Here is a 16,541-nt window from a genome sequence, read left to right on the forward strand (position 1 = left end):
AGCTCACTCCGGAGAGATGAAGGAGCTCTGAGGATCCAGGTTGTACTCCAGCCGGGCGATGCGCCAGGAACTGTCCACCAGTTGGAGTTGCCAGCGATCCCGAGGTGTGCGCCCGTCTGGCCCAGGCACCATCACCTCCGCCCGGCCGTCCTGAACGGTGATAGTGGGCCGCGGCGAGCGCGGCCTTGGGCCCAGATCGGCCTCGGCCGGATAGGAGAACACCTCGTGGGTGTAGCGCTCGCGGATAGCGGGCCATCCCTGCCAGCGTCGGTCGTCGGTGTCAGTGTCGGGGGTGTGAGCAACGTCCACCACCTGCCCATCCGGGAGCCAGAGCTGGGCCAGGGCATCAATGTCCTGCTGGCGCACGGCTTCAGCCTCGGCGGCCACCACCGCCCAGGCCTCATCGGCGGCACCGAGCGGCGGCGGCAGAGGGGTAGCTGTGGGCGGCAAGACCCGAACCAGGCCCGGTGTGGGGGGCAGGGGCGCAGTGCATCCGGCGGCCAGGAGGAACAGGCACACCGTCAGGCCCGCGATCGCTGCAGTGGCTCTCACCCTTGCTCCGGGGGTGGCTGGATGCGGGCGGCTGAGGCGAGTGTGTCCCCATCGTTGAGTCGCATGACGATGTTCCCAGCCGCGTAGCGGCTCACAATGGGGATGTCAGCGGCCCGCACCCGCATGGCCATGCCTTCGGTGGTCATGATGCTGATCTCGTCGTCGTCGGCTACCATCCGCACGCCCATCACGGGTCCGGTGCGGTTGAAAGCCCGCTGATTGGTGGCCAGCACGCCCTTGCCTCGGCGCGACCGCAGAGGGAAGTCTTCCACTGGTACCCGCTTGCCAAAACCGTTCTCGGTCAAGATGAGGGCCTTGGCTCCTGGCTCCACCACCTCCATGCCGGCGATGTGATCTTCGTGGTCGAGGTTCGCCGTCAACACCCCTCTAGCCACCCGGCTCTGAGGCCGGACCTCGTCCTCGCGGAAGCGCAGGGCACGGCCCAGAGCGGTGACCACTAGCAACTCATCGGAACCGTCGGTGAGCCCGACCGAGACCAACTCGTCGTTGGGCTCGAGGCTCAAGGCCCGGATGCCGCTAGGCCGGATGGAGCGAAACTCGTCGAGCACTACTCTCTTCAGCCGTCCCTGACGGGTGACCATGCAGAGGAATCCGTTCTCGTGCTGACGCGGCACGCTGAGCGCCGCGGTTACCCTCTCGCCTTCTTCCAGGGGCAGCAGGTTGACGAGAGCGGCGCCACGAGAGGTGCGGGACGCATCGGGAATGGCGTAGGCCATGCGCGCGAAGACCTGGCCCCGGTTGGTGAAGAAGTAGACCGAGCTCAGCATGGAGCTGGTGAAGAAGTGCTCCACGTCATCTTCCTCGCTCGTCTGGGCCCCGGTAATGCCCTTGCCTCCTCGGCCCTGAACGCGGTAGGTACGGGTGGGCAGGCGCTTAATGTATCCCCTTCGGGTGATGGTAACCAGTACGGGCTCATCGGCGATCAGGTCCTCCGCCGCCAGCGGCTCGGCCGACTCATTCAGGATGCGGGTGCGACGTTCGTCTCCGTACTGCTGCTTGAGCCGCAGCACTTCCTGCCGGATGTGGGCCAGCAGCTTGCGCGGATCTGCCAGAAGTTCCCGAAGCTCCTCGATGGTGGCGCGCAGCTGATTGTGCTCTTCCTCCAGGCGCTGCCTCTCCAGGGAAGCGAGCCGCCGGAGCTGCATGTCCAGAATGGCCCGGCTCTGCTCCTCGGTCAGTCCAAAGCGCTCCATGAGCCGTTCCAGAGCCGCGTCGGCGTCGGGCGAAGAGCGGATGGTCTCGATGATGGCGTCTATGGCATCCAGGGCCTTGAGCAAGCCCTCGAGAATGTGTGCCCGACGCAAGGCGCGATCCAGCTCGAAGCGCGACCGTCGCTGGGTGATCTCCTGGCGATGGCGCAAGTAGAGCTGGAGAGCGCGCTTCAGAGGAAGCACCCGAGGCTGCCCCTCCACCAGTGCCAACATATTGATGCTGAAGGAAGTCTGGAGAGGGGTCCACTTGAACAACTGGTTGAGCACCTTGGTCGGCTGGGCGCCCCGCTTCAGCTCGATGACGACCCTGAGGCCCTCGCGGTCGGACTCGTCGCGCAGGTCGGAGATGGCGTCAATGCGGTTGTTTCGGTGCAGGTCGGCAATCTTCTCCAGCAGGGCGGCCTTGTTGAGCTGATAGGGGATCTCGGTGATGACGATGGCGTAACGTCCGCCGCGGATCTCCTGAATGTCGGTCACCGCGCGCACGATGATCCGGCCCTTGCCAGTGCCGTAGGCGGCAGCGATCCCGTCCTGGCCCATGATGAGGGCCCCAGTGGGAAAGTCCGGCCCGCGGATGAACCGCATAAGGTCCGCGACGGAAACCTCGTCCATGCGGTCGTAGTTGTCTATGAGGTAGACCAGGGCATCGCACACTTCGGAGAGGTTGTGAGGGGGAATGTTCGTGGCCATGCCCACGGCGATGCCTGTGGCTCCGTTGACCAGTAGGTTGGGCAGCACCGCCGGCAGAACGCTGGGCTCCTTCAGAGAAGCGTCGAAGTTGTCTACGAAGTCTACTGTGTCCTTGTCGATATCCGCCAGCATCTCCCGGGCTATAGTGGTTAGCCTGGCCTCGGTGTAGCGCTGGGCGGCGGGGCTGTCCCCGTCCACGGAGCCGAAGTTGCCCTGCCCATCCACCAGGGGATAGCGCATGGAGAAGTCCTGGGCCATGCGCACCATGGCCTCGTAGACGGCCGACTCGCCGTGGGGATGGTACTTGCCCAGCACCTCGCCCACGATGCGGGCGCTCTTGCGGTAGGGCCGATCCGGCGCCAGCCCAAGATCGTGCATGGCGTAGAGGATGCGGCGCTGCACCGGTTTGAACCCGTCCCGCACGTCCGGGAGGGCGCGAGCGACGATGACGCTCATCGCATAGTCGAGGTAGGACACGCGCATTTCGTCGTCTATGTCTATGGGACGCACATTGCCTATTTGCATCTGCGAACCTCGGGTGGCGGTGATGCTAGCGTTAGTCTTCGAGCCCGCGCGACTTGATCCGGGCGATGAGAGCTCGCTGCTGTTCGGTGGGGCGCCAGCCCCGCTGCTGAGCGCGCAGCAGCAGGTCTGCCGTCAGGTCCCTCTCCCATTTCTCTTGAGGGAGGAGACGGCTGATGAGCTCATACCAGTAGTCGGGGCTCTCCGGAGGAGGAAGAGGCCGCGCTATCTCGGACACCTGAACTCGAACCGGCACCAAGGCGATGCCGCCGTTGGTCTCCAAGAAGAGCCGGCTAGTGTAGCGCCGGCCGATCTTCAGCCGAGAGGGGTCAATGGTGACGCTGAAGGTTTGCTCGTTGCCGGAGAACCTTTCCGGAGAGACGCTCACCCACGCATGGCTTATGTTGACGTGGCCGGAGAGGACGCCGGTCCCGCCGTTCGTGACGCGCAGCTGGTGGGCCACCGGCCCCGCTTGGGCGTAGACCTCTCCGAAGTCGAGCACCTCGGGCTCAACTCGGACGGCGGGTTTGGGCTCCGGCTCCACCTCCACGGTGACGGGCACGACCTTGCTGCCGCCCAGCACGGTGCCGATGGTGACGGAGCCAGAGTGACGCCAGCCGTCGCGCAGGTTGGCCGTGTCCACGGTGACCTCGACGGTGCAAGTGCCTCCGTCGGCGCGGGAGACGCTGGTGCGGACCCAGGGTTGGTTGGGTCGGACGCTGCCGCGAAGGGAGCCCACCCCATCCATGGTCACCTGAAGGACGGCTGTCTGGATGCTTCCCTTGGGCATGGGCCCGAACTGGAGCGACTGCGGGTCCACCCGCAGCCGGGGCGGGGCAGTACGAGAGGCGCGGCGAAGGCCGGCGGAACGCTGCCCGGGGCGCCGCAGGGCCAGTTCCTGGTCATACTGCGCCCGCCGCTCGGAGTCGCCCAGCACCTCGTAGGCCATGTTCAGGTCTCGCATGCGGTCGGCAGCGTTAGGCGCTCGGTTGACGTCCGGGTGATACTTGAGGGCCAGGCGCCGGTAGGCTGCCTCGATCACCTCGGGCTCGGCCGCCGGGTCAACCTGAAGAATGCGGTATAGGTCGGGTCTTTCCGGTGCTGGCGCCAACTCTCTTTCCGGGAATCGCTTGTGTTCAAACCACCATTATACCCTCAAATGACCTGCTGCGCACGGAGAACATGAGAGATCAGGATCGAGGGGATGGGTCCTGAGACGAGCATCGGCGCTCAGGTCCTTCGATACACTCAGACTGCGAGAGCAGGCCCCGGCTGCGTTGCCGCTATACCTTTCTTGAGGGAGTGTGCAGGTCCACGCGCACCATGCCTCCACACGGCCAGCCCGCCTGGGGGCGCTCACGCCTCCAGAAGGAGTCGAACCACATCGCCTTGCCCTCGTCGCCGGCGGAAGAGCGGGCCGCGAAAGCCTGTGTTGCAGCCACTTAAGCCAGTCTACCCCGTGCGATTGCGGCGTGAATGGACTCGTCCCCGATCCTGAGCTCTTGGGGAGAGTGAGGTCACAAGGAGTAGGGGATGGGGCACGGCCATGCCGCCGGCCCGCCAAATCCGGTCTACCCCATCCCTTACTCCCTGCGACCTATCATCTACTGGGAGCGTATGCGCATGTACTGAAGGGCGGTGGCAAGGTACTCGCCCGGAGAGAGATGGTAGGGGAACATGCGTCGCTTCATGGCATAGCCCTTCCAGGCCTTGTAGACGAGCCAGAACAGAGGGTTGGGAGGCAGGCGGATCAGCCTTCGCACCAGGGGCAGCAGAGCGGGGAACTCGACGGTCAGGGCGAACAGCTTCTGGAGGTTCTCGACCTGGTGCCCTTCATTCTCATCCTGGAAGCGGATGGGGGTGCTCAGGGTGACGGAGCCGCTGAGGTCATCGAAGGTCCCGTGCATGTAGCCCTCTTGCAGGGCCATCTCCCCCAGTTCGGTCTTCGGGTAGGGCTGGTAGAGGAAGACATTGGCGTAAGCGGGGCGGCACTGGACGTTCAGGGCCAGAGTCTCCAGGTCTTCGGCCAGCCCCCCGGTGGGCAGCCCGAGCATGTTGTTGGTGGAGAAAGCTATTCCATGGGCACGGAGAGTCTCGGCCGCGCGAATGATCTGCTCCCGGGACATGTTCCGATTCAGGATCTGGTTGCGGAGGCGGTCGTTGCCGGCCTCGATGCCGAAGCTGACGCTGACGCATCCGGCGCGCTTGAGGGCAGCGGTGACGCTTTCGTCCACCAAGTTGGCCCGCACCTGGCACCAGAAGGGTAGCCCCACCTGGGCCGGGTAGACCCGGGAGAACTCCTCCAGCCAGCGCCGCTGCACGATGAAGGTATCGTCCATGAAGGTGATGAAGGCCAGCTCGTGCCTGGAGGCCACCTGCTTGACCTCTCGCACCACACTGTTCACGCTGCGACGTCTCAGAGGGGCGCTGTGCCCTTGTCCCTCGTAGAGCTCGGAGTAGGCTCGGTTGAAACAGAAGGAGCAGTTGTAAGGGCAGCCGCGCCCGGTAATGAAGGGGCGGATGCGGTTCTCGCGGCTCGGAGGGTGGGCGGCGTAGAGGAGCTCCCGGTCGGCAAAGGGAAGCTGGTCCAGCTCTTCTGAGGTAAGCAGGGGGCGGAGGGGGTTACGGATCACGCCGCTATCGGTCTTGAACAGCCAGTTGCGCAGGCCGTGGAAAGGTGCAGAAGCCTCGAGGGCGTCCATCAACTCGAGAGTGGCGTACTCGCCCTCACCCACGCAGAGGCCATCCACTCCTTCCTCCTCGATCATCTCGGGGAAGAAGGTGGGGTGGGGGCCACCGAAGATGGAGAAGACCGGAATGCGGGACTTGATCTGCCGGTTGAGGTCCAGGTAGTAGCGCTGGGTGCCGGTGTAGACGGTGTAGCCGACCACATCGGGCCTCAGGCGCACCGCCGCCTCGATGGGATCCTCTTCGGTGGCGACCACCAGGGAGACCCGGTGGCCGTGCTGCTTCAGCAGGGCGGCAATGAGCAGGATGCCGTGAGGCTCGTTATCAATCTCCCGCACGATGAAGAGGAGGTGCATGCTAGGACTTGATCCTCATGAACCGCCAGGCGGTGCTCAGCAGGTCCCGGGGGGACATGGACACCGGGTGGATGCGCTGTTTAATGGCGTAACCCTTCCAGAGCTTGTTGGCCAGCCAGTAGAGCGGGTTCCCCGGTAGGCGGAGCAGCCGCACCAGGAGCGGTCGCAGTAAGGGCCATTCCACTCCCAAGGCGAAAAGGCGCTGGAGATTGGTGAGGGCTCCCTTGTGCTCGGGCGAAAACCGCAGGATGGTGCGGTCCCAGGCGCGCACGCCGATGTCGTCGAAGGTGCCCTCTAGCATGCCTTGTTCGAGGGCGTACTGGCCCAGCCGGGTGCGGGGGTAAGGCTGGAAGATGAAGGCATGGGCGTAGTCGGGCCGAGCCTCGGCGTTGAGGTCGAGCGTCTTCAGATCGTGCTCGATGGTAGTGCCGGGGAGGCCGATCATGTTGGTGGTGCTGAACCGGAGCCCGCCCTCTCGGATGAGCCGAGCGGCCCCAAGGATCTGCTCGCGGCTCATGTTGCGGTTGAGGAGCTGGTTGCGCACTTCGTCGTCGCCCGTTTCGATGCCCATGCTCACGGAGTGACAGCCCGCCCAGCGTAGCAGCTGCACCAGCTCTCGAGTGACCAGATTGGCGCGCACATTGCAGAAGAAGGGCAGACCTACGCGTTCCCGATAGTGGCCGGCGAACTCCTCGAGCCAGTCCACGTCCAGGATGAAGGTGTCGTCCACGAAGACGACGTGTTCCAGGGGGTAATGCTCCCGCACCTGCGCCACATCGTCCACTACGTCGGCGGGCCGGCGGAGCCGGACATGCTTGCCTCTGCCCCGGTAGATGGCCATCAGGGCGTGGTTGAAGCAGTAGGTGCAACCGTAGGGGCAGCCACGCCCGGCGATGAAGTGCTTGATCTTGCTTCGGCGCGTGACCGGGTCCTTGTCATAGACGAGGCCATAGTCGGGCGGGGGCAGGGACTCCAGGTCGGCGTAAGGCCCGACTTGGTTGCGGATGATCTCACCGTCGAGCTTGAGGTGCCAGTTGGGCAGGCGGGTGTCGGAGAGAGTGCCATCCGGCTGGAGCGCGCGGGCGAGCTCGAGCAGGGGGCGTTCCCCTTCGCCGATGCACACCGCGTCCACTCCTTCTTCTTGGATCATCTCAGGAAAGAAGGTGGGGTGGGGCCCACCGAAGACACTGAGTGCCCTAACTTGGGCTCGGAGCCGTCGGTTGAGGTCGAGGTAGTAGCGCTGGGAGCCGGTGATGACGCTGTAGGCGAGGATCTGGGTCTGGAACTGGCGGGCTACCCGGACTGGATCCTCCAGCGAGGCAACGGCAAGCTCCACCTGGTGCCCCTCTGCCTTGAGCACGCTGGAGAGCTGCATGATGCCCTGCGGCTCGTAGTCAACCTGGTCCAGGACGAAGAGGATCCGCACCAAACCCCCGTCTTCACGCTCGCCAGAAGGGCAAGGGAGAGTCTAGCACCTGTAGAGCAGAGCGGCAAGGGCGTGATAGGAGGTCAGGCTCGAGGGGGCGAGTGCGTGCAGCGGGCAGTTGTGCGGGGGCAGCTCCGCTTCCAGCTGCGAGGCACGGGGCAGTGGTCCAGTCCCTCCGCAAAAGTGAGCGCCCGGGCGCGGCGGGCACATGGGGACTTGGCCCGCGTGCGCGCGCACCGCTTGCTCGACGGCAGTTGCACCTGGGATGCCTTCTCGGTCTGCTCTGCCAGGGTGATAGCAGCGGAGGGCCCGGGCGACGGCGCTGGCGGGAATGCATCCTCTTGGCCCTGAGCTGTGGCGCAGTGTGGCCGCGGGGCGCGGCGGTCTACAAGTGCAGGAGCAGGTCGAGGTCGGGCGAGGCAGTGGAAAGCCGACCACGTAGGACGTCGGGCAGGCCTGAGGGAAGGAGAGGCTGGAGGAGGGAGAGCATGGTGGGGGTGAAGCTTTCGAACAGGGGGCGTAGGTAGGAGTGGTTGAGTGAGGCTATGATGACCTGACGCACTCCCTCCCAGGCTCCCCAGGAGGCGGCCACTCCGTAGCGTATGACGGGAACGGACACGCTGATGAAGGCATAGGTAGCCAGGGCGCCGACGGCGAAGCCGGCGATGTGGCTGATCTCGTTGAGCTCCTGTTTCTGGCTGCTATGGAGGAGACTCTGCGCCACCAGGCTGAGGATGGCGGTCACTATCCCCACGAGGAGGAAGAAGGTGAGGGCGGTGACGGCGTAGGTGGGCAGGGCGAGAAGCCGACGGTCGAGGGCGGGCGTGACCATGGGAGTATACTGGGCTGCCACCGCCAGGCCCACGTACAGAGCGGCCAGGTCGGCCGTCTGGCGGACAAAACCGCGGGCGAATCCGGCTGCCATGCCCCCCAGCAGCATGAGACAGACGATGATGTCGAAAGCACTGATTTCGCCCATGTCTCCCACCAAGATGGTAACAGTATGGGGCTAGGACTACAAGGGTACTTGAGTCCCAAGTTGCCGGCTGAAGGGTTCTCTGCCATCGGCATCCGGCGGCGACAGCTGACCGGGGCGAGTCCGGCGGTGAAGATAAGGAGCGGCGCGCTGAGACTGGACGCCGACCGGCCGACTCCTGATACTGCATCTTGCGTGCCATCGGGGGTGCCTGGAGGTGGCGGAATGGAATCGGCCGGCGTTTCAGCGCCGGCCGATTCAGGAGCGGAAGACGGGATTCGAACCCGCGACTTTCTCCTTGGCAAGGAGATGCTCTACCACTGAGCCACTTCCGCATCTCTACCGCCAGGTGGGGAAGGAGAGACTCGAACTCTCACGGAGCGTCTCCACGTGATCCTAAATCACGCTCGTCTGCCAATTCCGACACTTCCCCAGGTCGGCAAGCAACATTATAGCGTTGGGAGCCGGATGTGTCAAGCGCAGGCGAAATGCGTTCTGGGCGGCGGCGCGGGTGGCTGCAGCATACCTTGAGCCTGTCGAAGGGGCCTGGGGTCGGGGGCGTCGGGCGCGAGGGGCTACTTCGGGTCGCGCTGGTCCAGGTAGCTCCGCATCAGGGCCCTGAAGAGCCGGCTGTGGTTCGGCACCTTGAGGTGGAGCAGCTCGTGAACTATCACCTGCGCCCGGAAGTCGGCCGGCTGGCGGAGAAGGTCCGTGTCAAACGTGAGGTTGCCCCTGGAGGAGCAGCTGGCCCACTTGCGCTTCATGGGCCGGAGGCGCACCTCATTGGGCTGCACATCCAACCTCTTGGCCCAGGCCCGCACCTCGGCCCGGAACAGCTCCGCCGGCACCAAGTCCTCGAGGGGGGTCCAGCCCGGCGTGTCTTTCTTCCTCACGGCGCCGCTCTCTTGAGCACGGTCAACAGCCGGTCCACCACCTCGGTCAGCTTCCCGCTCAGTGGGGTCTTGGCCAGTGCCTTGTACAGCGACAGGCGCACCTCCCTCTCCTGGGCTTGGCTTCGCTGCCAGTGGGGGTACTGGCTGAAGCACGGCTCTACCTGCTTGGCCACCTCCTCTGCCCCCTCCAGGCCCTCCTCATGCAGGAGCCAGTAGACGCCGAAGCCCTCTCGGGATAGGTCGCTGCTCTCCCTGGTCCGCTGGGCCTCCTTGTACTCCTCGATCAGGTCCTCCAGCCGCTCGAGCGCCTCCTTGGCCGTCAGCTGGCGCTGCTCGAAGGCCTGGGCGATGGCCGCTGCCCGCTCCCCAATGGGTATGAGATGCGGGGCCTCTTTCTCCTGCTCTTCGACCAGCAGGTGCAGGGCCTTGATCAGGTTGAAGACCCTCACCGTGTCGGACTGCTCCGACTCGGCCAACTGGTCCAGTACCTCGGGCCCGATGCGGTAGACCTCTCTGGGCTCCATGATGACCGAGGTCTGGGTGTGCTGCTGCACCAACGCCGCCGTCTTGCGCATGAAGCCGCGGTCTACCGGCACGTGAGGCTCGAAGGCGCTCCGCACCAGCCGGTAGACTCGGCCCAGGTGGTCGTAGTCTTCCACGAAGGGGCGAAGGAAGGCGTCGGGGGAGATGATCTCATAGAGCTCCTGGAGCTCCCGGAAGTAGCGATAGAACTCGTCGCGCTCCTCCTTGTCCCGGAAGTGCTCTAGATATGCCTCGGCCTCTTTATCCGCCCTCAGGCCCCGACCCAGGTCCAGGTACTCCCTCTTGCCCAGTTCCATCATGGTCTGGAACTGGGCCTTAAGCACCTCCAACCCCTGGACCACCCCCTCCACGTCCTCGGAGTCAAAGGCCAGGGCCTTCTCCAAATGGTCGAAGACGCCCACGTAGTCAAGGACGAACCCGGCCGGCTTGCGATGGCCCTGGTCATCCTCATAGGGCCGGTTCACCCGAGCGATGGCCTGCAGGAGCACGTGGTCCCGCATGGGCTTATCCAGGTACATGCAATAGAGGATGGGGGCATCGTAGCCGGTGAGGAGCTTCTCGGTGACGATGAGGATCTTGGGCAGCCGCTGCGGGTCCCGGAAGGCCTGGCGCACCTCTCGCTCCTCATGGTCGGAAAGGTGATGCCGCACCAGGAGCGGCTCGTCGTTGTGCCCGGCGCTGATCACCACCTTGGAGTATTCCGACGGCAGGTGGCGGTCCAGGGCTTCCTTGAGCAGGGCACAGGCCTCCCGGTCTACGCCCACCAGGAAGGCCTTGTAGCCCATGGGCTCGACGTTGGTGCGGAAGTGCTGAGCCACGTGCCGGGCCACCCGCTCCACCCGCTCGTGGTTCTTGAGCAGGTTGCGCAGGGTGACGGCCCGGTCCAGCACCCGGTTCAGTTCCTCGATCTCGCTGACCCCCTCCAGTTCGGCCAAGTCCAGGAACTCGCGGTTCAGCACCTCCCGGTCCACCTGCAGGTCGTTAGGGGCCAAGGCGTAGTTGAGGGGGACGGTGGTGCCGTCCTCGATGGACTCCCGGATGGAGTACTTGTCCAGGTAACCCTTGGGGTCGTCACTGCCGAAGGTTTTGAAGGTGCCCTGGCCGTGGGCGGTGCGGTCGATGGGCGTGCCGGTGAAGCCGATGTAAGTGGCGTTGGGCAGGGCGCCCATGAGGTAGTTGCCCAGGTCGCCGCCCGTGGTGCGGTGGGCCTCGTCCACCAGGACGAATATGTTGTGCCGCGTATTGATATCGGCGGGGATGTCGTCGAACTTGTGGATCATGGAGACAATGAGGCCCCGCTGGTCGTGGCGCAGGAGCTCTTGCAGGTGGCGCTTGCTCTGGGCCACCACCGCCTGGCTCAGGCCCACCGACTCCAGGTTGCCGAAAAGTTGCGCCTCCAGCTCGTTGCGGTCCACCAGCATGAGCACGGTGGGGTTGTTCAAGCTGGGGTCTTCCATCAGCCGCTGGGCCACCGTGATCATGGTGTAGGTCTTGCCCGAGCCCTGGGTGTGCCAGACCAGGCCCCGCTGCTTGTGCCGGTCCTTGGCTCGCCGCACCACTCGTTCCGTGGCCCGCATCTGGTGCGGCCGCAGCACCACCTTGGACAGCTCTCCGTCCTTGCGGGTGAAGAGGATGAACTCGGTGAGGATGCGCAGGACCCGCCGGGGCGTGACGAAGGTCTTGACCAGGGTCTCGAAGTCTCCCGCCTGCTCGTCTCGCCAGTTGAACAGGGACTTGCGGGACAGGCTCCAGGTGGCGCCGTAGTAGAACTGGACCAGGTGAGTGAGGGCGTAGAGCTGCATCAGGGCCATGAGCTCCGGCCCTTCCCGGTGGTAGCGGCGAATCTGGTCGAAGGCCTCGGCGATGCCCTCGATGTGGGTGGCGGCCTTGGTCTCCACGACGATCACGGGCACGCCGTTGACCAGAAAGACCACGTCGGCCCGAATGCGGTGGGTGCCGTTGTCGAAGGTGAACTCGTCGGTGACGTGGAAGGCGTTGGCCTCCACGTTGATGGGGTCCAGGAAGGCGACGTTGCGCTCTCGCCGGTGCTCGGGCACGAAGACGGTGCGGAGGCCCTTGAGGTACTCCCAGGCCTGCAGGTTGCCCTCGATGTTGGGGGCCACGATCTCCAGCCGCCGGATCAGCTCTTCGGCCCGGGCGTGGTCCACCACTCCGGGGTTGAGCCGCTGAAGCTGATCGAGGAGGACACCGTGGAGGAGGCCGCTGCCCTCGCCTCGGCGCAGGCCTTGGGCCTCATCGGGGCGAAGGTAGGCCCAGCCGGCCTCCTGAGCGTAGGTCAGGATGGGGCTCTGGACGGCGACGGCCTCTCCTCCCAGGGGCATCTGTCTCCTCCATGACCGCCCGCCCCGGTCTTGCAGCGCAGGGACAAAGCACACCTTGCCCCTGCTCGACCGATGGCGGTGGCTTGTTCAGGCAGCGGGCACGGCCGTGACCGAGATGGGCAGCATCAATCCATCCCGGTCGTGCTTGCTCACGTTGAAAACGGCAAAGCCAACCACCCGGCCGTCGACTGTGCGTCGCTCGAATATGTCGTCGGCTATCTCCTCCAGCACTGCCGGCACATCCTCGAATGTGACTTCCAGGTAGTCCCCTTCTTGGTCGTACCAGACCCTCACGGCTGCCATACAGTTCGTCCTTTCTTCATCCTGCCGCTGAAAAAGGCGGTCAAGACAAAGGCATCGCCTTCCAGCATCTTGGCCACCACTACCAGGTACTTGCGGGTGACGGGGGTATTCTCGTACAGGCGATGGTAAGCATGGACAGACTCGTCCTTGATAGTGGCTATCACAATGTCGGGGCAGGCAAGAGTCTGCTCGATGCGCTCTTGCTGCCCCAGCATCTCGGCATGGCCGAGGATATGCCGCCATCGCTCCTCTGTGAGGCGAATAGCCCGCCCCTGGCAATCGGTCGTGATCTTCACATCAGGCATATTCTAGCCAGTGAGTTCGCGTTGTGCCCGCTCTTCCGGGTACCGAATTCGCCGTGCCCGCCGCCACGCACCACGCGCACGGCGGTCACATCGCCTCCTGTGGTTCAGGAGGAGCGAACTCGGAGACACGGACCTTACCGGTCATCAGATTCTGGAGAAGGGAGCTGAACAGCGTGCGCAGGCCCTGCAGCCTCATTCGCTCAGACCTGACCTTGCCATCAACTGCGGCTAACCACTCTACGCTCTGCCGCTGTTCCGGAAGCGGCGGCAGTCCCACGATGAGGCTCCGCAGCTTGGTGGCGCTTATGTTGGATTGACTAGCGCCTCGGGTAGCTAGCGTCCTGAGCCGGTTCTGCACCGCCTCACTGTTCAGGTAGAAGTTGAGGTAACGTGGCAGAAGCTTGCTGTGGTCCGGCACTACTCTGACAAGGTATGAGGCGAACACAAAAGGCTCACTTGACTCAAACAGGGCTGTCTTCCCCACCAGCTCGTAGCTGTTGGTCCTGTTGAACAGGATGTCTCCCGATGTTAGGGAGTACTTCCGGTACTCATCTTCAGGCAGATCGACGTACTGCAGGTCGTCCGTTCTGACGCTTCCTTCCTCCAGGTTGTTCATGCGGAGAATGGGGTACTCACCGGCACTCTGCCCTCGCCTGGAAAGACCGTACTGAGTGCCAACAACGACGTCTCCCAGGGGAACGACCGCCCAATGCTGCGGCACCGGACCGATCTCCGTGTCCTTCAGCGGCACCCGATCCGCCTCCTGCACCGGCACCGGGCCGTAGGTGAAGAGGTGGCGCATGAGGCTGCGCTTGAGCTCTTTCGTGGCGGCGATGACCCGCTCGGTGGCCTCGATGGCGTCCTGGACGGTGCGCAGCACGTGGGCGATGGCGCGCTGTTCGGGGAGGGGTGGGAGGGGAATCGGCAGGGCAATGAGAGCATCCTTGGGCAGCCTCTGGCGCCCTGTCGTTCCTTGCATCTTGCCAGCAAGGTCCTCACGTACTGCTGGAAGCTTCAGATAGAGGGCAAGAAACTCAGCCAGCATAGAGGGATTGGGGTGCATAGCATAGATTTCGGTGCTCGCATAGCCCCATCCCCCTGGCAAGCCACGAACAATACCTTGCTTACCGTTCTCCAGGCAGGGGGTTATCTTAGCTAACAGCACGTCACCATCCCTAACAGGCACACCGCTTCGCACTTCTTCTGGCGTGCGAAGCTCCCATTCAGTTACCGCCAATGGGCCAGTGGGCACTAGTGTCATGGGTATGAAAGGCACGGTCGCCCTGTAGGGCGAGAGGCCTCGACGCCCAGTGAACTCTACCACTTGGCCGAGTTCCGCCACCTGCCACTCCTGCGGCAGAGGGCCGAGCTCGGTCATCTTGTAGCCCGGCGGCAGGTCGGTCACGACTTCCCTTCCTCCTTCACGTCCTTGATCATACAACTGACATGCTCTTCCAGAAGGGGCAGGTCCTCGTGCAAGGTCTTCCAGATTACATCCAGGTCTATACCGAAGTACTCGTGGATGAGCTTGTCCCGGATGCCGGTTACATCCCGCTAGGGCACGTCCGGGTAGCGCAGGCACAAGGAGTGCGGCACCTTCTTGGCTGCCTCGCCGATTATCTCCAGCGCCCTGATGACGGCGAACACCGTCTTGTCGTCGGCCCTGAAACTCTCGTAGTCCATGCCGGCGACAAACTGCTGCGCTTTCCGAGCGGCTTCGAGCATGTCTTGCAGGTAGTCCAGGTATTCCCGCTTCTTGCTCATACCGCCACCACCTCCCGCAAGATGTGCCGGCCGATGCGTGGCTTGAGGCTGCTCTTCATCACCAGGTCAACCCTAACACCCAGAACGTCGCTCAGGTAGTTCTCCAGCTCGATGTACTTGAGCAGGCTCGGCGGCTCGTCGAATTCCACCAATAGATCAAGGTCGCTGGTGGCCTTCTCTTCGCCCCGGACATACGAGCCGAATACACCCAGGTGGCTCACCCGGTAACGCTCCCTCACCGTTGGCATCTGTTCCCGCAACCGGCCGACAAGCTCACCGAGGCCGGGCTTGTGGGCCACTGCCGGGTCAGGTTCACTCATTCCTCTAGACCTCCAGTCCCAGCTCTCTGAGCACCTCGCCCAATCGCCTATCCGCCTCAGCTCTCTCCTCTTCCGCCTGCCGGAGCAGCAGCACCGCCTCCTCTAGGGGCAGCACCTCCTCCGCTCCGTTGACCGACACGTACCTCGCGGGGCTCAGGTTGTAGTCGTTGCTGCGGGCCTGCTCCAGGGTGACGATGGCGGAGAGCCCCTCCTCCTCCCGCCACTCCTCGTGCAGCGCGGCGATGGTCTGGATGTTCTCCTCGGTGAGGAAGTTCTTGGGCCGGCCCTTCTCGAACTGCTGGGAGGCGTTGATGAGCAGCATCTGGCCGGGGTGCCGCTTGGCCTTGTCCAGCACCATGATGATGGCGGGGGCAGAGGTGTTGTAGAAGAGGTTCTCCGGAAGGAGGATCACCGCCTCCACCAGGTCGGCCTCCACCACCGCCCTGCGCACGTCCCGCTCCCGGTTGGAGCCCTGGTTGCCGCTGCCCCGGGAGACGGCTCCCGTATCCAGGACCACCGCCATCCGTCCCCGCGGCTTGAGCGAGGCCAGCATGTGCTGCACCCACCCCCAATCGGCACTGGAGGCGGGAGGGGCGCCGTAGATAAAGCGGCCCCAGGGGTCGTTCTCGTAGAGGCTGACGGGGAAGCTCTGGTTCCACATCGGGTTGGCGGTCACCAAGTCGAACCGGCGCAGGCTCCCGTCGTCCTCGGTGAAGGCGGGCCGGCGCATGGTGTCGCCCAGGGCGATCTGAGCCTCCATGTCATGGATGAAGGCATTCATCCGGGCCATGGCGAAGGTGGAGTTGTTGATCTCCTGCCCGAAGAGCTTCAGAGCGGCGAGTGTGGGAGGAAGCTCTCGGCCCCCGTTCTTGGCCACGCCATGCGTCTCCAGAAGCCGCAGTTGCAGCTTGATGAGCAGCCCGCCCGACCCGGCCGTGGGGTCGTAGCCCTCCATCCCCGGCTCCGGCCGCAGCAGGCGAGCCATGAGGACGCCCACGCCTTGAGGAGTGTAGAACTCGCCGGCGCTCTGCCCCTGGCCCTCGGCGAACTTGCGCAGCAGGTACTCATAGGCCCGGCCAAAGATGTCGGGCTCCACGTCCCGGAGCCCGAGCCGGTGTCGGTTGAGGACCTGGACCAGGGCCAACAGGTAGGGCTCGTCCACGATGCGCTGGCCGGCGGTGGTGGCGTTGAAGTCAACCACGTCAATGACGCCCTGAAGGCGGGGGTTCGCCCGCGCCACCGCCCGCACGGCGGTGGTGAGGTACTGTCCCAGCCCAGTGGTCTGCCGCGCGATGGCGGGCCAGCGCGCCTCCTCGGGAATGTAGAAGCGGAAGAGGCTGGGGTCACTCCTTGCCTGCCTGGCCGCTCTACCCTCAAGCTCGCGCGTCAGGCGCTCCACCTCGTCGTCGAACACATCGGAGAGGCGCTTAAGGAAGATGAGGGGCAGGATGTAGTCCTTGAACTTGGGGGCGTCGACCGGCCCCCGGATGGCGCAGGCTGCGTCCCACAGCCAGGTCTCCAGGGTAGGCAGGTCGAGGGCGCGGCCAGTAGTGGGCATGAAGCTCCTCCGTGGAGCTTACAGTATGCTGTATAAGGGGCATGAGATCAAGCGGTGCTAAGAGCTCCAGG

The 16,541-nt window shown here is 64.4% G+C and carries 12 protein-coding genes, 2 tRNA genes and 2 pseudogenes; all 16 read right to left on the reverse strand.

Translation table 11 applies throughout. From position 1 onward, the window contains the following. Positions 1-3: 3 nt before the first annotated feature. Positions 4-552, reverse strand: a complete 549-nt coding sequence (locus HPY83_01155; GenBank protein NPV06555.1) for a hypothetical protein — start codon at positions 550-552, stop codon at positions 4-6. Beyond that, positions 549-2,999, reverse strand: coding sequence for a DNA gyrase subunit A (gene gyrA / locus HPY83_01160; GenBank protein ID NPV06556.1), 2,451 nt, complete (start codon positions 2,997-2,999; stop codon positions 549-551). The genes HPY83_01155 and gyrA overlap by 4 nt, the downstream gene beginning before the upstream one ends. Before the next feature lie 895 nt (positions 3,000-3,894). Continuing rightward, positions 3,895-4,071, reverse strand: a pseudogene (locus HPY83_01165) (DnaJ domain-containing protein). A gap of 529 nt (positions 4,072-4,600) precedes the next feature. Then, positions 4,601-6,040 carry a B12-binding domain-containing radical SAM protein gene (locus tag HPY83_01170; GenBank protein ID NPV06557.1) on the reverse strand — a complete coding sequence of 480 codons (1,440 nt, stop codon included), beginning with the start codon at positions 6,038-6,040 and terminating at the stop codon, positions 4,601-4,603. A gap of 1 nt (position 6,041) precedes the next feature. Then, positions 6,042-7,469: a B12-binding domain-containing radical SAM protein gene (locus HPY83_01175; protein ID NPV06558.1), complete on the reverse strand. Its 1,428-nt coding sequence runs from the start codon at positions 7,467-7,469 to the stop codon at positions 6,042-6,044. A gap of 382 nt (positions 7,470-7,851) precedes the next feature. Further along, entirely contained in the window at positions 7,852-8,445 is a 594-nt protein-coding gene (locus tag HPY83_01180; GenBank protein ID NPV06559.1) for a CvpA family protein, read from the reverse strand. A gap of 260 nt (positions 8,446-8,705) precedes the next feature. Beyond that, positions 8,706-8,777 (reverse strand) — tRNA-Gly (locus HPY83_01185). A 15-nt stretch (positions 8,778-8,792) separates the two neighbouring features. Further along, positions 8,793-8,875, reverse strand: a tRNA-Leu gene (locus tag HPY83_01190). Positions 8,876-9,017: 142 nt separating this feature from the next. Further along, a complete protein-coding gene (locus HPY83_01195; protein ID NPV06560.1) occupies positions 9,018-9,335 on the reverse strand; it encodes a M48 family metallopeptidase in 318 nt (105 codons plus the stop codon). After that, positions 9,332-12,220 carry an HsdR family type I site-specific deoxyribonuclease gene (locus tag HPY83_01200; protein ID NPV06561.1) on the reverse strand — a complete coding sequence of 963 codons (2,889 nt, stop codon included), beginning with the start codon at positions 12,218-12,220 and terminating at the stop codon, positions 9,332-9,334. The genes HPY83_01195 and HPY83_01200 overlap by 4 nt, the downstream gene beginning before the upstream one ends. A gap of 87 nt (positions 12,221-12,307) precedes the next feature. Continuing rightward, positions 12,308-12,523 (reverse strand): DUF2283 domain-containing protein, encoded by a 216-nt coding sequence (locus HPY83_01205; protein ID NPV06562.1) that lies wholly within the window; start codon positions 12,521-12,523, stop codon positions 12,308-12,310. Next, a complete protein-coding gene (locus HPY83_01210; protein ID NPV06563.1) occupies positions 12,511-12,819 on the reverse strand; it encodes a hypothetical protein in 309 nt (102 codons plus the stop codon). The genes HPY83_01205 and HPY83_01210 overlap by 13 nt, the downstream gene beginning before the upstream one ends. A gap of 94 nt (positions 12,820-12,913) precedes the next feature. Then, positions 12,914-14,233, reverse strand: coding sequence for a hypothetical protein (locus tag HPY83_01215; protein ID NPV06564.1), 1,320 nt, complete (start codon positions 14,231-14,233; stop codon positions 12,914-12,916). Continuing rightward, positions 14,230-14,592 (reverse strand): annotated as a pseudogene (locus tag HPY83_01220) (DUF86 domain-containing protein). Before HPY83_01220 ends, HPY83_01215 begins: the two are co-directional and overlap by 4 nt. Further along, on the reverse strand, positions 14,589-14,840 hold the full coding sequence (locus tag HPY83_01225) for a nucleotidyltransferase family protein (GenBank protein NPV06565.1): 252 nt from the start codon (positions 14,838-14,840) through the stop codon (positions 14,589-14,591). The pseudogene HPY83_01220 and the gene HPY83_01225 overlap by 4 nt, the downstream one beginning before the upstream one ends. A gap of 76 nt (positions 14,841-14,916) precedes the next feature. After that, complete coding sequence (locus HPY83_01230; protein ID NPV06566.1) at positions 14,917-16,470, reverse strand: SAM-dependent DNA methyltransferase; 1,554 nt, start codon at positions 16,468-16,470, stop codon at positions 14,917-14,919. Between the last annotated feature and the right edge of the window lie 71 nt (positions 16,471-16,541).

Source organism: Anaerolineae bacterium, from assembly GCA_013178015.1.
Taxonomy (GTDB): Bacteria; Chloroflexota; Anaerolineae; order DRVO01; family DRVO01; genus Ch71.